A 17,977-nucleotide genomic window follows, 5' to 3' on the forward strand; every position below is an offset into this window, starting at 1 on the left:
ATTCCGGATGGGGGCGGGCGCGGGAAGGACGCCGGCGTTCACTGGCCTGTCATGGTCCTCAGACGTCCCCCGAACGGCTCAGCGCCGGTGATGTGGAGGGGGATGCCCCCGCCGGACTTGAGGGTGATCGTGAGATCGGGGAGTTCGGCGAGCGGGGTGAGGTCGAGCGCGTACTCCCGTACATCGCGTACGACCATGGACAGTTGGCGCAGTGCGGGGAAGACGCGGGCGAGCGCGGCCGTGTTCAGATGGCGGTCCAGCGATTCGATGGAGAGCGAGGTGATGCGCTCCGTGGTGTCGGTCGCCTCCAGATCGAGGATCGCGAACGCACGGACTGTCAGGCTCTGGAGTGCGGTCATCCCGCTGGTGGCGCGGATCAGCGCGGACATGCGCTGTGGAGGCATCAGGAACAGCGTGGTCACGGTGTCCCATCGGGACAGGGCGGTGTGGTCCGGGTCGTCCATGGGCTCCAGGCCGAACACCTGGAGGTCGGTGACCTGAGGGTGCGGCCCGCTCAGGGCGAGCTCTCCCTGTCCGATGTCCAGTCGGCGCAGCGACCGGTCGGCGAGCTCTGCCAGGCTGGTGAGTCGGGGGCAGTCGATGAGGGCGAGGGCGCTGAGGGCGGGGCGGTTCCGGAGGAAGCCCAGTTCGGTGATCTCATGGTTCCCGTTGAGCCGCAGTGACCGCAGCCCGGTGCGCGGCAGCCGGGCGTCCAGGGTCTTGCCCGAGTGGCTCCCGAACAGCGCCACGACGCCGACGGTGGGACTGCAGTGCTCCAGTGCCTGTAGTTGGTCGTCGCTCCACACATTGAGTACGACGTCGTCCAGCCGGGTCCGGGCGAGCACTCTGCGGGCGTACAACTGTGCAGGGAAGCTCGCCCAGACGTCCGCCAGGGCCCGTCGGACCGGGGCCGCCGGATGTTGGGCGAAATCCACCAGCCGTTCCAAGCCGGCCTCCTCGCCGATCGCCGCGATCGTCTCGATCACCATCCGGTCGACATGGGGGCGTTCGGAGGCCCCCGGCAGCAGGGGGAGCACAAAGGCGCCGAGGCTGGTCAACTCGTGCACCTGACCCGAGGTCGTGGGCGGCATCAGTGCACGGACGCGATCCTCCGACGCGGTGAGGACGGTGTCGTCGAGGAAAACGGCGGACGCGGCGCAGTGTGCAGCCAGGATGTGCAGGGCGCGCCGGACGCCGCTGCTCGCCGCCTCGTCGCCCCGGGCGATCAGGCCCTTGACCAGTGCGCTCACCCGGTTGCGATCGAGGTGTCCGACGGCGAGGTGGATCACATCGCGCCACTGTTCGTCCGGCGCGTGCCGCAGCAGTTCGCCCAGGCTGTCGGTGTCGGAGAACTCCTTGGCCGCCAGATAGTCCTGGAAGGTGCGGTGGATGAACTGGACGACACTGCCCGTGCGTTGTTGGAGCAGTCCGCTGCGATTGATCAGATGGGTCAGGATCTGTTCCGGGGTTCCCTGGTCCCGCACCTGCCGCATACTCCGGGTCGCCAACCCGATCTGAGTGACGGCCTCGTCGAAGGTCAGTTGGGTCTGGCCGTTGCGCACCAGCCAGACGGCGATGTGCTGGAGCAGCAGCTTGTTCTCCTCCACGCTGAGGACCAGCCCTTCGGGGGCGTGGATGCCGCGCCCGCTGTCCCGTTTGCCGAGGAGCATGTCGAGCGTGGCCTTGTAGAGCTCCCAGCGCGTGTGTGGGAGGGCGCCCTTGCGCTTGCGGTGGAGCGCGCAGATCACCGCGCACAGCAGCGGGGTGCGGGCGAGGTCGCGCAGCACCCTGTTGGTGTCGAACTCGCGGGTCAGCCGTTGTTCCAGCTCGCTCAGGGCATGGGCTTCGGCATCGGCGCGCCGGCGGTCGAGTGCCGCGTACTCCAGGGCCGCGGCCCGGTGCCAGGCCCGTACGAACGCCTTGATGTCCTGGTCGCTCATCGGCAGCAGCAGGAGGTCGGCGAAGCCTTCGGAGGCCAGCCAGCGTGCTTCCACCGCGCCGGGACGTACGGTCGCCAGGGCGCGGCTGCTGTTGAACCGGCCCAGCAGGAGGGTGAGCCAGCTGCGGGCCTTGTGCCGATGGGCCTGGGGGAGCTCGTCGAGGCCGTCGACGAGGATCAGGGCCCGCCCCGACTCCAGTACGCGGGTGGCCCAGCCCTCCGGCGCCCGTCCGATGGGCAGCCCGGCGACCCCGGGGAGCTCGTCCGGGCCGGGGAACGGTCCGCCGTGGGCATGGAGGCTGCGCATGGGGATGACGAAGGGAACCAGCCCGTTGAGCTCGTCGAGCGCGCCGGGGAGCGTTCCGCAGGAGGCATGGGCGGCGAGCCACCACACGAGGGTGGTCTTGCCCGCCCCCGCCTCGCCCCGCAGCAGTGTGTGCTGGCTGAGGCCGAGGAGGTCTTCGATGCGCAGTGAGCGGGGTACGGGGGTGTCGATCGGACGCGGCGGCCCCGGGTCCGGGCCCTCGTGGGGCTCCAGCTCGACGGCTTCGAGGCTCACATAGGCGGTGTCGAGGTCCCAGCTGGCCTCGCTGATGCCCAGCTCGTCGATGCCGAAGACCTCCGTCTTGCGGTACTGGGCCTTCAGGGCGCTCGCGTACCCCTCCTCGAAGGCGGCGTCCTGCGGATGGAAGCTGGAGAGCCGCTCCAGCGGGGGCAGGTCGAGGACGCCGGGCCAGTGCTGCTCGACGGGGAGTGCATCGAGGGAGGGCCGAGCCGCCCGGGGGCGGCGTCGGAGCGCTGAGAACCGCCCCAGAAGGGAGCTGCGACGCAAGATCTGGTGGATCGCCTCCACCGGGATGGCCTCCAGGTGCTGGTGACCGTCCGTGTCGCGTACCCGGGTCACCATGCCCACCAGGACCGAGCCGGCGAGGACGGGCGCGCCGGAGAGCCCGGCGAGCGGAGAGGTCTTGTGCGGGGCGCCCGGGGAGTGGTCGAGCCAGAAGGTGAGGACGCCGTGCATCCGTCCTGCGATGGGCAGAACGCTGCCCGTGTACTGGCCGAAGTCCAGCCGGTCGCCCTGATAGCGCTGATGACTGGGGAAGCCGATCGTCTGGCAGCCGGCTAGGGCGTCGTCCCTGGTCAGACGGGCCCATCGGAGCCGGCCGAGCCGATCGGACGGCACGATGTCGTGATCGGCGATCAGTAGGGCGGCATCGACGACCTTGGGGTCTCCCAGGAGGAGCGCCGCACCGCCCACGCGCTGGCCGAGCCCGGGGTGGGAGATCTCCACTCGGCCGGAGCCGGAGACATGTGCGCAGGTCAGGACCGTTCTGGGGGTGAGGAGTACCCCTGTGCCCTGCTGTCTGCCATGGACCGCGACCACCCGTGCCGTCATCGTGCCGTGCATCGCTCCGACCCCCTTGAGTCCTGCCCGAGGCTAGTGGCGCAGGCCACTTTCCGGGCGGGGAAAGGGGGTTGGGCCGGTGACAAGGCACACAGGCCCTTTCGGGCTTACTACTCGGAATAGGAGGGGTGTTCACGGCCTCCCGCGAGGACCGTTCCTGCGCCTCTTCGGGACTTTGGTCCCGCGCCTCCCGAGCGCCCGATCGAGCGGGTGTCCGGCGGTTCTGGTGGGGCGCCCCGGGAGGCGTACATGCGGTTAAACCCGATCTAGCGCTGATATCTAACTGGATTCTCGACAAACAGCGCGAACATGATCAAAAACTGTCAAGGGTTGCGATGGAGGACCGTTCAACTACGACTTTATGTCGTAGATGGGGGGGTTGAGGCGATATGGGCGATTCGGTTACCAAGGGATAGCCAAACGCCCGGTGCGAATCCTCGTGCCGGGTCCCCATGTGCCTGGAGGCTTCTCCCGTATGTCGCGCTTCATTTCCCGTCGCCCCCGCCCGTCCGCTCTCCGTACCCGTACCGCCGTTGTCGCTGCTGGTCTGGGAGCCGTGACGGTCCTCGGCACAGGAGCTGCGATTGCCGCCGAGACCGGTACGGCAGCCAGCAAGCCCGTCGCCGTGAACAGCACCGCGAACGCGGTCGCCGCCCAGGCCCAGGCCCAGTCCCAGGCCGCCGCGAAGACCGTTGCCGCGCAGAAGGCCGCCGCTGCCAAGAAGGCGGCTGCCAAGAAGGCCGTGGCCGCCAAGTCCGTCGCCGTCAAGAAGGCCGCCTCCGGGTGGACCAAGCCGGTCTCCCAGTACGTGGTGAGCGCCACCTACGGCAACGCCGGAAACATGTGGGCGAGCAAGCACTCCGGCCAGGACTTCGCCGTGCCGACCGGCACCGTCGTCAACTCCGTGGGCCCCGGCACCGTCGTCAAGGCCGGCCCGAACGGCGCCGGTGACGGACCTGCCTACGGCAACGCCGTGGTCGTCAAGCACGACAGCAACACCTACTCGCAGTACGCCCACCTCTCCCGCGTCGACGTGAAGATCGGGCAGCAGGTCCAGGGCGGCCAGCAGATCGCCCTGTCCGGTAACACCGGCAACAGCAGCGGCCCTCACCTGCACTTCGAGATCCGCACCACCCCGAACTACGGCAGCGCCATCAACCCGGTGAGCTACCTGCGTGCCCAGGGTGTGACCCTCTGATCCGATGAGCTGCGAACCTGCACCTCCTCATCCACGCGCCGCCGCCCTCGGGCGGGCGCGAGAACGGCCCCCGGTCTTCACCGGGGGTCGTTCGTGGTTTGCGGTCACCCTGCCGTGACGGTCGACGGTCGACGGACCCGGATACCCGGTGGTGTGTGAGCCAAAGGCACTCAGGGTCATGGCCGCCCCCGGGGCACGACCCTTCCGGCCGCGCTGGCAGCAGCCTCGCACGGGGTCATGCTGTGTCGGCAACCGTGCACAGGCCGTGCCCGTGCCGCTCCGATCGAGGCGCCTACCCCTGTCGCGGCAGCATCGGGAAGCTCCCGCTGTCCGTCGGAGCGTGCTCCGGCAGCCAGAGCACCGCGATCGCGCCCCCGGCCGCAGGAGCGTCGCCCACCAGCGGCACCGCCGGCGCCGCGTTGCGGAAGGTGAGCCGCGCCCCCAGCACCCGTGCCTGGCCCGAGGCGATCGTCAGCCCCAGCCCGTGCCCGGTACCGGCTCGATCGCTCGCTCCCGTACGGAAGCGGCTCGGCCCCTCGCGCAGGAGCGCCTCCGGAAAGCCGGGCCCGTGGTCGCGCACCCGGACCACCCGGCCCTCGACGGTGACCTCGACCGGTGTCCCCCCGTACTTGACCGCGTTCGTGAGCAGATTCAGCAGGATCCGCTCCAGTCGACGGGGATCGGTGTTCACCCGGGACTCGTGGACCACCTCGATCGCCACGTCCGGGTTGAGGGCCGACACCCGGCGCGTGACGAACTCACCGAGGGCTATCTCCTGTAGCTCCGCCCGCTCCGACGCACTGTCCAGCCGCGCGACCTCCAGTACGTCCTCCACCAGGGTCCGCATCGCCTGGGCCCGGTCCCGTACGAGCTCCGATGGGCGGCCCGCTGGCAGCAGCTCCGCGGCCGTCAGCAGGCCCGTGACCGGTGTGCGCAGCTCATGGGCGATGTCCGCGGTGACCCGCCGCTCCGCCTCGATGCGCGCGTGCAGCGCATCGGTGAGGGCGTCGATCGCCCTGGCGAGATCGTCCGTCTCGTCTCGTACGACACCGCCGATCGCATCCCGCACCCGGACGCCCGTATTGCCCTCCGCCACGTTCGAGGCGGCTGCCGCGGCCTTGCGCAGCCGGCGCGAGAGCTGGCCGCCGATGAGCACGCCGAGCGCGCTGCCCGCGAGGACCACCGAGGCCGAACCGATGATCAGTGCCTGGTCGAGGTCCCTGAGCAGGGTGGAGCTCCGCCCCGCGAAGCGACTGTGCAGGGAGAGCACATCCCCGTTGGCCAGCGGGACGGCGGCCCAGATCACCGGCGGGCCGTCATGATCGTCCTCCACGAAGGTGCCGCGGCGCTTCTCCTTCATCAGCCGCTGGAGTTCCTTGGGCAGCAAGGGGTCATTGATCTTGCTGTTGAACCGGGGGTCGCTCTTCTTCGACGTCTCGTGCCAGCGCTGGGCCATCGAGAGCCGGTCCATCTGCACGTCTCGGGCGTTGTCCAGCATCGAGACCCGGGCGGCGTTGTGCACGACCAGGCTCAGGGCCACGGCGATCAGGGCGCCCACGGCCGCGATCGCGACACTGATCTTCCAACGGACCCCGGTGCGCAGCGCGAGGCGCCTCATGCTTTGAGCTTGTATCCGAAGCCGCGAACCGTCTCGATCCGGTCTTGCCCGATCTTGGTGCGCAACCGCTGGACATGGACGTCCACCACACGGGTGTCACCGCCCCAGCCGTACTCCCAGACCCGCTCCAGGAGCCGATCGCGGGACAGCACGGTTCCGGGAGCGGCCGAGAACTCCAACAGCAGCCGCATCTCGGTCGGGGTCAGAGCCACCGGCTCGCCCCCCTTGCGCACCTCCATGCCCTCGGTGTCGACCTCCAGCTCACCGAAGGTCAGCAGGGCACCCGGGGGCTGCTCCCCGGTGGTGACCCCATCCCCGCTCGCATGGCCGAAGCGGCGCAGCACCGCACGGATCCGGGCGACCAGGACCGCCCCGTCGAAGGGCTTGGTGACGTAGTCGTCGGCTCCTGCCTCCAGCCCGAGCACCACGTCGATGGAGTCGGCACGCGCCGACAGCATGATCACGGGCACGGTCGACTCATCGCGGATACGGCGGCACAGACTCACCCCGTCGAGTCCCGGCACCATCACGTCGAGCAGGGCGATATCGGGGCGCTGGGCGCGAAACGCCTCCAGGCCCAACAGTCCGTCGGGCATCGCGGTGACGAGGAAACCCTGGCGTTCCAACGCCAACTGGGTCGCCTCCCGGATGACGTCGTCGTCCTCGACGAACAACACATGTGTCTCGGCCATCCGGTGCTCTCAGTTCTCTCTGGGGGGTTCCGGCGGCTCGGTGGCGAGCAAGTCGTCTCCGTCGACGGGTCCGCTGTACTCATTGCGGACCCAATGCATTTGGGCGAACCTTCCGCTCGTCCAGTGGTACGTGGTGACCTCCTCGGCGGAGGGCTCCTCCACCGGGTCGTTCTCCACCCAGACCTGTTTGGTGACGACCAAATCGCCGCGGTCGATGGCGGAGACCACCGCGGGTTCCTCGGAGGTGAAGACATTCTCGTACCGCGTGCCGTTCATCCGGTACACATACGTGCCGACCCCCACGGAATCGACGCAGCTCATCACATTGACGACCACATCGGGTTGGGTGCCGCCGGTCATGTTCCCGTACGAGGTGTCCACCGGGTAGTCCCTGCCGCACGGCTTGAGGTCGGACTTGATCCGTTTGCTGACCTTCGGATCGTCCTTGACCAGCCGTACCGGGTTGACCCGGTCGACCTGCTGCGTGCCGCCAGCCGAGACGTTCGCCGACGGCACGCTCTTGGCGTTCTCGGCGTGGGCGGAGCCCTCGTCCTTGACGCCGGTGCCCCCCGCCGAGCAACCGGCCGTGAACATGCCGAAGGCGGCGAGGACGACGGCGGCCGTACCGCCCGCCGCTCGCCGTCCTCTACCGCGTCCGTTCTCCGAGTGCTCCCGGGTCACCAGGCCGCTCAGGCCGCGCACCGCTCCTGCCCCCGTTCGTCCTGCCTGTCCTGTCCATCACCGCACCGCAAGCGCTGCAGACCGCCCCGGTCCTGGGTCGGGACCCGCAGCTCGCCGGCTTCGGGGCGACGGTTCGTCGGACGGTCGGCCCGCTGCGCGGCCTCGTGCTCGATCCGCTCCCGGCGCTCCAACTCGCGACGCTCCGCCTCCTGGCGCTCCAACTCCTGCCGGAGCCGGGCCAGTGCCCGATGCAGTGTGCTCTTCACGGTACCCGCCGACATGCCCAGCGCGTCAGCCGTCTCCTCCGTGCTCATCTGCTCCCAGTGCCGCAACACCACCACACTGCGCTGCTTGGGCGCGAGCACCTTCAGCGCGTCCATCAGCAGTGCGCGGTCCGCGCGCTGGTCGCTGCCGTCGTCGATCCGGGCGTCCGGCAGTTGGTCGGTGGGCACTTCCTCCAGCTTGCGGGCGCGCCACCACTCCGTCCGGGTGTTGATCATCACCCGGCGCAGATAGGCGTCGGCGAGCGACTTGTCGGCGATGCCGTCCCAGCGACCGTAGGTGCGGGCCAGTGCGGTCTGGAGGAGGTCCTGGGCATCGACGGGATCGGGCACCAGCCGCCGGGCGCTGCGCAGCAGTGCCTCCTGCCGGCTGCGTACGTACTCTTCAAAACCGAGCACCTCGCCGTGCGCCATTCCAACCGCCTCCGTCCCCGTCACCAGCACTGCGTTCCTTATGCAGGAGAAGTTACGGAGCGGTTGTCACGGGCCTGTGCGGAGCAGCCCTCGAAGGGCGCACGGCCATCCATCGGTTGTGTAACAGCAGATGTTTCGGTGTCGATCACCCGGGGAAGCAGACCTGGTCGGGATCAGCCCGGGAGCTGGTACAGCCCGCCTTCCAGCGGTTCGACCAGCCCGTCTGCGACCAGTCCGTCCAGGGCGCGGGCCCGCTGCACGGGCTCGTGCCACACCACGTCCAGGGCCGTCTGCGGTACGGGCTCCGAGGATTCGCGGAGCACGGCGAGCAGCTTGCCACGCACCTGTCGATCGGTGCCCGCATAGGTCTGGCCCCGCCGGGGCGCGCCCTCGTGGGCAGGCTTCCCGGCCAGCCGCCAAGAGCACTGTGCGGCGATCGGGCAGCGGGCGCAGTCCTCGTTACGGGCGGTGCAGACGAGCGCACCCAACTCCATCGACGCCGCAGCCCACCGGGCCGCGGTCTCCTCGTCATCGGGGAGCAGCGCACGAGCGAGCTTGCGCTCCGCGGCCGTCGTGGCGGTCGGCGGGTACTGGATGCCGGATGAGGCTCGGGCGAAGACCCTGCGCACATTGGTGTCGAGGACGGCATGTCGCTGCCCGTACGCGAAGGATGCGACGGCTGCCGCGGTGTACTCGCCGATTCCGGGCAGGGCGAGCAACTGTGCGTGTTCGCGGGGTACGTCACCGTCGTGTCGTTCTGCTATCGCCTGGGCGGCTCCGTGCAGGCGCAGCGCACGGCGGGGGTATCCGAGACGTCCCCAGGCGCGGACGGCCTCCCCGGGCGCCTCGGCGGCCAGATCGGCGGGGCGGGGCCAGCGGGCCAGCCACTGTTCGTACACGGGCAGGACCCGGTTGACCGGAGTCTGCTGCAACATGAACTCGCTGACCATCACGCCCCACGCGCCCGCCTCGGGGCGACGCCACGGCAGATCGCGGGCGTGCTCGTCGAACCAGGAGATGACGGGGGCGTGGAGGGATGCGGCGTCGGTGGGGGCGAGGGCTGTGTTGGTGTCAGTCATGGCACACCGATCCTGGCACGTCCCGGCTGGCGGATGGTGCATCCGCTCCGGGCCGTGGGCCGAGCGGCCCAGAGGGTGTACCGGGGTGGCCGGGGGTGCGGTGCGAACCAAGGGGCACAGGGGGCGCTAGAGGTGCAGGGTGTGCCTGATGCTGGTGGTGCAATTCGTGCTTCTGAGCTGGTGGTGCACAGCGCCCCGGATGCCGGCTGTCGACGCTCAGGGCCGGCCCTGCGACGACCCATGGGCCCAGGTCCGGCCCGCACCCGGCGGGACACAGCTGCGGATACGGCCTAGCGCCGATGCCGATTCCGTACCGGTGCTGCTGCTCCGCCCGGACCGGCGAACCAGACGACCACACCCGTACGACTGGTGCGCATCGTCGTCAGCACTGACTGGGCCGGGCGGCGCAGCGCCAGGATGAAGACCACCGCCACCAGGGCACCGAGGACCAGACCCACCATCACGTCATGGGGGTAGTGCACTCCGACGAAGACCCGGGAGAACGCCATCAGCACCGCCATCGGCACCGTCAGCAGGGCGATCCGGGGCCAGGCGATCGCCAGGGCGATGGCAGCGGCGCCCGCGATCGAGGAGTGGTTGCTGGGGAAGGACCAGTCACCCACCGGAGGGCAGGGGACGAGCGAGGCCGCTGCGTCCGCCACCGTGCGACAGGGGCGGTCCTCGTCGACCACCGACTTGAACGACTCGCTGACCACATAGCCGGTCGCCGTGGCGAGGGGGGCGAGGACGGCCACGGCTATCGCCGGTGGGGGTCCCACGCGCGCCCGCCACCAGGCGACAAGGAAGAGCGCTCCGAACAGGAGCAGCCCCAGTTCGGTCCAGATCTCGGCGAGTTTCTGGAACCAGGTCGGGGTGGTGTGGGCGAAGTCGGTTATGTCGCGGTAGAGGTCGCGGGTGATGCTGCTGTCCATGGTTCAGGGACGCTACCTGGTGAGGGGTCATCCCCTTGATGCCGGTCGCGGGTTGGGACGGCAACACCGCACCGCCACAAGGGGAAGATTGGCTTCCATGATGATGATCCGGAGAACTTGGGGTGTAGGCGGCGGGTAGGGCCGGAGTTGGGCGTGATCTCTCGTACAGTTTGGTTCGTGGGATCTCTGCGCAATCCGATCGGGCCGCTCCCCTCCTCCATCTACTGGCGACGGAGGGCTATCGCGCTGTGCTTGGCCGCGCTGCTCCTGGTGCTGGTGGCATGGGCCGTCACCTCGGACCGGGGGAACGGCGGCAAGGACGACGGCGTCAACGGCTCTGCCTCACCGGCTCCTTCGATCACGCCAGGACCTGATCAGTCAGGCCCGGCAATCAGTGAGCAGCCCGGGGGGCGCGAGAAGCCGGGCGGTTCCCCCTCCGGCTCCGGGAGCGGATCGGGCTCTGGTTCCGGCTCAGGCTCTGGTTCTGGCGGGAGCGAGGGTTCCGCCAGCGGTGGTACGGAGGGCGGGGCCGCGAACGGCGGCCAGGGTTCCGGTGGCGCCGCAACCTCGGGCGGTACGGCGGGCCAGCAAGTGCCCGCGGGTTCCGATCTGCCCAACTGCCCCTCTTCGGCACTGAAGTTGACGCTGCGCAGCGCGAAGGTCTCCTATGAGGCGGGGGAGAAGCCCTCGTTCCAGCTGAGTGCCTCCAACACCTCGTCGACGACGTGCAAGGCGGACTTCGGGCCCAAGGCCGCCGTACTGACAGTCAAGGACACGGGCGACGAAGAGGTGTGGTCGTCCAAGGACTGCCCTCGGCCACAGGGGAGCGTGCTGCTCCGGGTGCCCGCAGGTCAGACGGTCACTCACACCGTGCAGTGGGACCGCAGGCAGAGCGAGCCCCGGTGTGCGACGCCGGCCGCGGGTGCGGTCTCGGCGGGCACCTATCTGGTGGAGGCGAGCTTCCCCGGAACCGCGGTGCTGCCGGCGTCCTTCCGCCTGGAGAAGGACTGACACACCGGGCGGGCAGAACGGCTGGACCGAATGCGCCGGCCTTGGCCATGCTCCGACCCCGCGGCGATGGCCCTTGAAGGCACAGCCGAGTACGGGGCAGCATTGGAAGGCGTAGCCGAGTACGGCCCGTGACCCGCCGACCGTGGGACCTTCGGTACGGGACGGACGCCCCCGGGTGCCGGGAAGCGTCCCTAGACGTACCGCTCAAGGATCGAGGACTCCGCCAACCGGGACAGTCCCTCCCGGACGCTTCGGGCCCGGGCCTCGCCGACTCCTTCCACCGCCTGGAGGTCGGCCACGCTCGCGGCGAGCAGCTTCTGAAGTCCACCGAAGTGTTCGACGAGCCGCTCGATGATCGCTCCCGGTAGCCGGGGGACCTTCGCCAGAAGGCGATAGCCACGCGGGGAGACCGCGGAGTCCAGCGTCTCGGGAGAGCCGCTGTACCCCAGAGCCCGGGCCACTATGGGCAGTTCCAGGAGCTCGGTGTGGGTGAGCGCGTCCAACTCGGCGAGTGCCTCGTCGACCGTGCGCGACCGCTTGGCCGTCGGCTCCGGCACATAGTCGCGCACGACCAGTTCCCGCTCCGGTTCCACGCCGGCGATCAACTCATCGAGTTGGAGGGAGAGCAGCCGACCGTCGGTGCCCAACTCCACCACGTACTCGGCGATCTCGGTCGCGATCCTGCGGACCATCTCCAGACGCTGTGCGACGGCCGTGACGTCCCGGACCGTCACCAGATCCTCGATCTCCAGCGCGGAGAGCGTCCCCGCGACCTCGTCGAGGCGGAGCTTGTAGCGCTCCAAGGTGGCCAGTGCCTGGTTGGCGCGGGACAGGATCGCTGCCGACTCCTCCAGCACCCGCCGCTCACCGTCCACGTACAACGCGATGAGCCGCATCGACTGGGATACGGAGACCACGGGGAACCCGCACTGCTTGGAGACGCGGTCCGCCGTGCGGTGGCGGGTGCCGGTCTCCTCGGTGTGGATCGACGCGTCGGGGACCAGTTGCACCCCCGCCCGGAGGATCTTGGACATGTCCTTGTCCAGGATGAGTGCGCCGTCCAACTTGCACAGCTCGCGCAGACGGGTGGCGGTGAACTCGACATCGAGCACGAATCCGCCCGTGCACATCGACTCCACCGTCTTGTCCATGCCGAGGACGATCAATCCGCCGGTGTTGCCGCGGATGATGCGCTCCAGGCCATCGCGGAGTGCGGTGCCTGGTGCGACCGCGCTCAGGGCGGCGCGGATCAGTGCTTCGTTGCCGGAGCTCGCGCCGGACTTTCCGGATGCTGATGCCCGGTCGTTGGCTGCCACTGCACTCCTCCGGCTCGTACGGATGGGCGAGACCAGGGCAAAGTCTACCGGCGTAGGTCCCCATCCCGTGGGGCGTCCGCGCTCTCTTTGCTCGGAGCTCTTCGGGGCGAGCCCACGGGCCCACCTGCCGGACCCTCTGCGGAGGGTCCGCTACCGCTTTTCTGGCGACCGCGGGGGAGCACTCTGAGGGCGTCTCCGAGGGTCGCCACTTCCGTCACTTTCATCCCCGGGGGGATCTTTCCGGGGTCGGTCGGGACCAGGGCCTGGGTGAAGCCGAGCCGATGAGCCTCGGCCAGTCGCCGCTGCACTCCGGTGACGCGCCGGACCTCCCCGGCGAGTCCCACTTCGCCGATGGCTACCAGGTTCTTGGGCAGGGGCGTGTCACTGGCCGCCGACGCCAGGGCCAGGGCGATCGCCAGATCCGCTGCGGGCTCCGAGAGCTTCACACCGCCGACCGTGGCGCTGTAGATGTCCCGCTTGCCTAGTGCCGTGATGCGGCCCCGCTGCTCCAGGACCGCGAGCATCATCGAGACCCGAGAGGTCTCCAACCCCGAAGTGGTGCGCCGCGGGGACGGGATCTGCGAGTCGACCGTCAGCGCCTGGACCTCGGCGACCAGGGGGCGCCGCCCTTCCAACGTCACCGTCAGACAGGTCCCGGGGACCGGTGCGTCCCGGCGAGTGAGGAAGAGCCCGGACGGATCGGTGAGGCCGGTGATGCCCTCGTCGTGGAGTTCGAAGCAGCCGACCTCGTCCGTGGCCCCGTAGCGGTTCTTCACTCCACGAACCAGCCGAAGTCGCGCATGGCGGTCCCCTTCGAAGGACAGCACGACGTCGACCAGGTGCTCCAGCAGGCGCGGTCCGGCGATCGCGCCGTCCTTGGTGACATGACCGACGAGCAGGGTGGACATCCCCCGCTCCTTGGACGCCCGGATCAGGGCGCCCGCCACCTCCCGCACCTGGGCCATGCCGCCGGGGGCGCCGTCGATCTCCGGCGAGGCCACGGTCTGCACCGAGTCGAGGATCAGCAGGGACGGCTTCACCGCGTCCAGATGCCCCAGCACGGAAGAGAGATTGGTTTCCGCGGCGAGATAGAGATGGTCGTGGAGCGCTTTGATCCGATCAGCGCGCAACCGAACCTGACTCGCGGACTCCTCGGCGGTGACATAGAGGGTGGGATGGTCCTCGCTGGCCGCCTTGGCGGCGACGTCCAACAGCAGGGTGGACTTGCCGACCCCCGGCTCACCGGCGAGCAGCACCACGGCACCGGGCACCAACCCACCACCGAGGACCCGATCCAACTCGGGCACGCCGGTCGAGCGGGCGGTGGCCTGTCTGCTGTCCACCTGCCCGATGGGGAGCGCGGCGGTGGAGACCCGCCCTGCGGCGGTGGTGCGCACCGCGGGGGCGCCGTACTCCTCGACCGTCCCCCACGCCTGGCATTCGGGGCAGCGGCCAAGCCACTTGGCGGTGGTCCAGCCGCACTCGGTACAGCGGTAGGACGGCCGGTCCTTGGTGGATTTCGTACGGGCAGCCATCCTCAGACCGTAGCGCCCCGCACTGACACTGGTGGCCAGCGATGGGTTTCGCCCGCCGGCTGCGGCTCAGCATGCACGGCGTACCGAAGGTGTTCCATGGTGCTACTCGGCCCTCGTCAGCCCCCGGCCAGGGCCCGACCAGCCCCCGGTCAGGCACGCTCAGAATTCACCATTTTCGACCGTGAGTCACCCGAATGCCCCAGCGCAACAGGGGCGCAATTCGCCATTCATGTCCCCCTTCGAGCGAACTGTTCACCCGTACGGATTAAAAGTGCTCAAGTGGTGCGAACCGGATGTTGGTGTACGCCTACGGTCACCGCGTGATGAGCAGCGGTCTGGAGCCACCCACGCAAGGCAGCGGCGTACACCCACATCCCTCGCACCGTCGTGCAGCGCGACCGGTCACCGGGCGGGCCGCGGCGCGCTACGGCCCCTATCTCGACGGGCTGTTCACCTACTGCCTCTCCGCCCTCTGCGACCACGACGCGGCGACCGCGCTCGTTGCCGAGGTCCTCGTCACCGCCGAACGGCATCACGGCCGTTGCCCGGCACCCGGACCCGAGCGCACGGCCTGGCTGTACGCACTGGCCCGATGGGCCTGTCTACGGGGACTGACCGAACGCAGGAAGACCCGCGCGGGTGCGCACACCGGCCGCCCGCCCGCACCGCAGGAGACCCAGACGTCACAGGAGACGGCGGAACGGCGTCGGGCGGAACTGGCACTGCTGGCCTGGCCCGAGGCGGCCGGCACCTCGCCCGAGCAGCGGGAGGCACTGGAACTCGCCGTACGGCACGGCCTCAGCACCCGGGAAGTCGCCGCGGTTCTCGGACTCGATCCGCCGGGGGCACGCGAGTTGCTCGCGGCTGCGGCCTGCGAAGTGGAACGGACCCGGGCGGCGCTCGCCATCGTCGACCGGGGGGACTGCCCCGCCATCGCCCGGCTCACCGGCGATCATCTGGTGCTGCTCTCGGCCGCGCTGCGCACCGAACTCGTCCGCCACGTCGACGACTGCCCCCGCTGCCGTCGGGCGGCCGAGCGCGAGGAGGCGCGGGGACCGTGGCCGGGGTCGGCCACCCCGGCCGCCCTCCCGCTGGCCAGGGCGCCCCGGGCCGACATCGACCGTGCGCTGTGCCAGTTGCCCCGTACCCGGTCGACGGCACTCCGCTTCGGTTCGGCAGGCTTCCCGCTGAACCCGAAGGACCATGCCGCCCGCCGCAACCGACTGCGTGCCAGGGCGGTGACGACCACGGTCGTGGCGACGGTCGTGGCGGCACCGGTCCTCGCGCTGTGGGCCGCGTACCGAGGGGCACCGCTGACGGGGGAGGGCCGCCCGGGAGGCACCTCGGTCAGTGCGACCGAGGCCGAGGAGGACCGGGGCCTGGCCGGCGCGCCCGACAACCGGCACGACCGCTACGAAGGTGCGGGCCAGGCGGAGGCCGGACCGCGAGCGGCCCGTACGACCGGTCTGAACGAGCCGGACGTCTCGGTCGAGGTCATCAGCACCGGATCGCCCGCCTCGCCCACCGCCCCCGGCCACGGCGGCCCGGAACGCCTCGCCGTCCGGGCCGCGTCGGCAGCCGGCGGGACCTCGATCACCCTGCTTGCCACCGGCAGCACACCGGTGAGTTGGTCGGTGGGGATGTCGGCGCCCTGGCTCACGGTGAGTCGAACGTCGGGCGTTCTGCGACCGGGGGAGTCGATCACTCTCACGGTCACCGTTGACCGGTCGCGCGAACCCGTCGGGGCCTGGCGGGCGCGGGTGTCGGTGGCTCCGGCGAGTGCGACGGTGCTGATCGAGGGGCGCGGCTCACCGGTCCCACCGGAGTCGCCGTCCCACTCGCCCACCCTGCCCGCTTCGCCCTCGCCGACACCGTCACCGACGCCCGAGACACCGTCGCCCTCGCCGCCCTCCTCGCCACCGGCCGGATCGCCGTCGCCCCCGTCACCGTCGCCCGAGACACCGCCGGCCTCGGGCACCTAGACAGCTCCCTAGTCCGCGGGATGCGGGGCCAGCAGGGGCAACTGGGTGGCGAGCCGTGCCTCACACAGTCCGGCCAGCACCTCGTACCCCTCCTTACCCATCAGCTCCGTCAGTTCGGGCCGGTACGTCACATAGACGGGCTCCCCCGCCCCGTGCGCCGAGGTGGCCGATGTGCACCACCAGTGCAGATCATGGCCACCCGGCCCCCAGCCCCTTCGGTCGTACTCGCCGATCGAGATCTGGAGCACCTTGGTGTCGTCCGGCCGCTCGATCCAGTCGTAGGTGCGCCGCACCGGGAGCTGCCAGCAGACGTCCGGCTTGGTCTCCAGCGGCTCGCGGCCCTCTCGCAACGCCAGGATGTGCAGGGAGCAGCCCGCGCCGCCGGCGAACCCCGGGCGGTTCTGGAAGATGCAGGACCCCTGCCAGCGCCGGGTCTGGCGCGCCCCGCCCTCCTCTGCCTCCTCCGCCTCTGCTGAGCTATCTGCGTCGTCTGTGTCGTCTGAATCGTCGTCGTCCGGGGCGGCCTGGACCCAGCCCGTCTTGGTTCCCACGTCATGGAACTGCCAGACGTCCGGAGTGAGCCGTGCCACATGGCCGGCCACGCGCTTCTCATCGTCCTCGTCCGAGAAGTGCGCGCCCAGCGTGCAGCACCCGTCATCGGCCCGACCTGCCTCGATCCCCTGGCAACCGCTGCCGAAGATGCAGGTCCAGCGGGACGTCAGCCAGGTCAGATCGCAGCGGAAGATCTGTTCGTCGTCGGTGGGGTCGGGGAACTCCACCCAGGCGCGCGGGAAGTCCAGCCCCTTCTCGTCGCCCTGTACCTTTTGTGAGAGCTGAGGATGGGCTTTGCCCTGCTTCGCCTTTTTCGTCTTTGCCACAGGCCAAGGGTATGTCCGAGACCGCAGTAGCGTTCGGTCCATGAGACTCGGAGTCCTCGACGTCGGTTCGAACACGGTGCATCTGCTGGTAGTGGACGCGCACCCCGGCGCCCGCCCCCTACCCGCACACTCGCACAAGGAGGAGTTGCGACTGGCTGAACTCCTCGACGACAAGGGCGCCATCGGCCCCGAGGGCGTTGACCATTTGATCAGTACGCTGCACAAGGCGGTCCAGGCCGCCGAAGACCAGGGCTGTGAGCAGGTACTCAGCTTTGCGACCTCAGCCGTGCGCGAAGCCACCAATGCCGACCAGGTGCTCTCCCAGGTCAGAGAGGCGACCGGGGTGCATCTGGAGGTGCTCACCGGCGCCGAGGAAGCACGCCTGACCTTCCTCGCCGCCCGCCGCTGGTTCGGCTGGTCCGCGGGAAAGCTGCTCGTCATAGACATCGGCGGCGGTTCGCTGGAGATCGCCTACGGCATCGACGAGGTCCCGGACGCCTCGGTCTCCCTGCCACTGGGCGCCGGTCGACTCACCAAGCAACTGCCCGGCGACCCGCCCACGCCGGAAGACGTCCGCGCGCTGCGTCGCCATGTACGGACGGAGATCGCCCGTACGGTCGGCGAGTTCAGCCGCTTCGGCAGGCCCGACCACATCGTGGCGACGTCCAAGACCTTCAAGCAGTTGGCCAGGATCGCCGGGGCCGCCCGCGACGCCGAGGGCATCTACGTACACCGCGAGCTGACCCGCAAGTCGCTCCAGGACTGGATGCCCAAACTGGCCGAGATGACCATCGACCAGCGCGCGGCGCTACCGGGCGTGGCCGCGGGCCGTGCGCGCCAACTGCTGGCCGGTGCGCTCGTCGCGGAGGCCGCCATGGACCTGCTGGGCGCGGAGGTGCTGGAGATCTGCCCCTGGGCGCTGCGCGAAGGCGTGATCCTGCGTCGCCTCGACCACTTGCCGGTCGGCTAGGAAGCGGGAGCCCAACAGCTCCCCGATGTGGAATCCCCGGCCGTAC

At 69.9% G+C, this 17,977-nt stretch carries 14 protein-coding genes; 4 read left to right on the forward strand and 10 right to left on the reverse strand.

The features are described 5' to 3' along the window. Positions 1-38: 38 nt before the first annotated feature. Entirely contained in the window at positions 39-3,347 is a 3,309-nt protein-coding gene (locus OID54_RS21660) for an NACHT domain-containing protein (RefSeq protein WP_329021826.1), read from the reverse strand. Between the two features lie 472 nt (positions 3,348-3,819). On the opposite strand from OID54_RS21660, the gene OID54_RS21665 reads away from it, so the two are divergent. Continuing rightward, positions 3,820-4,542, forward strand: coding sequence for a M23 family metallopeptidase (locus tag OID54_RS21665; protein WP_329021831.1), 723 nt, complete (start codon positions 3,820-3,822; stop codon positions 4,540-4,542). 292 nt (positions 4,543-4,834) lie between these two features. Here the strand turns inward: OID54_RS21665 and cseC are convergent, their stop codons facing one another. The 6 genes from cseC to OID54_RS21695 form a co-directional block, all read right to left on the reverse strand. After that, a complete protein-coding gene (gene cseC, locus OID54_RS21670) occupies positions 4,835-6,160 on the reverse strand; it encodes a two-component system sensor histidine kinase CseC (protein WP_329021834.1) in 1,326 nt (441 codons plus the stop codon). After that, complete coding sequence (gene cseB / locus OID54_RS21675; protein ID WP_329021836.1) at positions 6,157-6,852, reverse strand: two-component system response regulator CseB; 696 nt, start codon at positions 6,850-6,852, stop codon at positions 6,157-6,159. Before cseB ends, cseC begins: the two co-directional genes overlap by 4 nt. Positions 6,853-6,861: 9 nt before the next feature. Further along, positions 6,862-7,554: a hypothetical protein gene (locus OID54_RS21680; protein WP_329021838.1), complete on the reverse strand. Its 693-nt coding sequence runs from the start codon at positions 7,552-7,554 to the stop codon at positions 6,862-6,864. After that, positions 7,542-8,228: a SigE family RNA polymerase sigma factor gene (locus OID54_RS21685; RefSeq protein ID WP_329027695.1), complete on the reverse strand. Its 687-nt coding sequence runs from the start codon at positions 8,226-8,228 to the stop codon at positions 7,542-7,544. The genes OID54_RS21680 and OID54_RS21685 overlap by 13 nt, the downstream gene beginning before the upstream one ends. Positions 8,229-8,401: 173 nt before the next feature. Continuing rightward, entirely contained in the window at positions 8,402-9,307 is a 906-nt protein-coding gene (locus OID54_RS21690; RefSeq protein WP_329021840.1) for an A/G-specific adenine glycosylase, read from the reverse strand. 290 nt (positions 9,308-9,597) lie between these two features. Next, positions 9,598-10,239 (reverse strand): phosphatase PAP2 family protein, encoded by a 642-nt coding sequence (locus OID54_RS21695; protein ID WP_329021842.1) that lies wholly within the window; start codon positions 10,237-10,239, stop codon positions 9,598-9,600. Positions 10,240-10,416: 177 nt separating this feature from the next. Between OID54_RS21695 and OID54_RS21700 the strand changes: the two genes are divergently transcribed. Then, positions 10,417-11,250, forward strand: coding sequence for a hypothetical protein (locus OID54_RS21700; protein ID WP_329021844.1), 834 nt, complete (start codon positions 10,417-10,419; stop codon positions 11,248-11,250). Positions 11,251-11,441: 191 nt separating this feature from the next. Here OID54_RS21700 and disA read toward each other — a convergent pair whose 3' ends face one another. Both disA and radA read right to left on the reverse strand, forming a co-directional pair. Beyond that, positions 11,442-12,566, reverse strand: a complete 1,125-nt coding sequence (gene disA, locus OID54_RS21705) for a DNA integrity scanning diadenylate cyclase DisA (RefSeq protein WP_329021846.1) — start codon at positions 12,564-12,566, stop codon at positions 11,442-11,444. A 44-nt stretch (positions 12,567-12,610) separates the two neighbouring features. Beyond that, positions 12,611-14,101, reverse strand: coding sequence for a DNA repair protein RadA (radA, locus tag OID54_RS21710; RefSeq protein ID WP_329021848.1), 1,491 nt, complete (start codon positions 14,099-14,101; stop codon positions 12,611-12,613). Between the two features lie 293 nt (positions 14,102-14,394). Between radA and OID54_RS21715 the strand changes: the two genes are divergently transcribed. Beyond that, positions 14,395-16,083, forward strand: coding sequence for a BACON domain-containing protein (locus OID54_RS21715; protein WP_329021850.1), 1,689 nt, complete (start codon positions 14,395-14,397; stop codon positions 16,081-16,083). Between the two features lie 8 nt (positions 16,084-16,091). Here OID54_RS21715 and OID54_RS21720 read toward each other — a convergent pair whose 3' ends face one another. Then, positions 16,092-16,961 carry a hypothetical protein gene (locus OID54_RS21720; protein WP_329021853.1) on the reverse strand — a complete coding sequence of 290 codons (870 nt, stop codon included), beginning with the start codon at positions 16,959-16,961 and terminating at the stop codon, positions 16,092-16,094. A gap of 40 nt (positions 16,962-17,001) precedes the next feature. On the opposite strand from OID54_RS21720, the gene OID54_RS21725 reads away from it, so the two are divergent. Next, on the forward strand, positions 17,002-17,931 hold the full coding sequence (locus OID54_RS21725; RefSeq protein ID WP_329021855.1) for a Ppx/GppA phosphatase family protein: 930 nt from the start codon (positions 17,002-17,004) through the stop codon (positions 17,929-17,931). Positions 17,932-17,977 lie beyond the last annotated feature (46 nt).

The sequence above is a fragment of the Streptomyces sp. NBC_00690 genome (genome assembly GCF_036226685.1).
Lineage (GTDB): Bacteria > Actinomycetota > Actinomycetes > Streptomycetales > Streptomycetaceae > Streptomyces.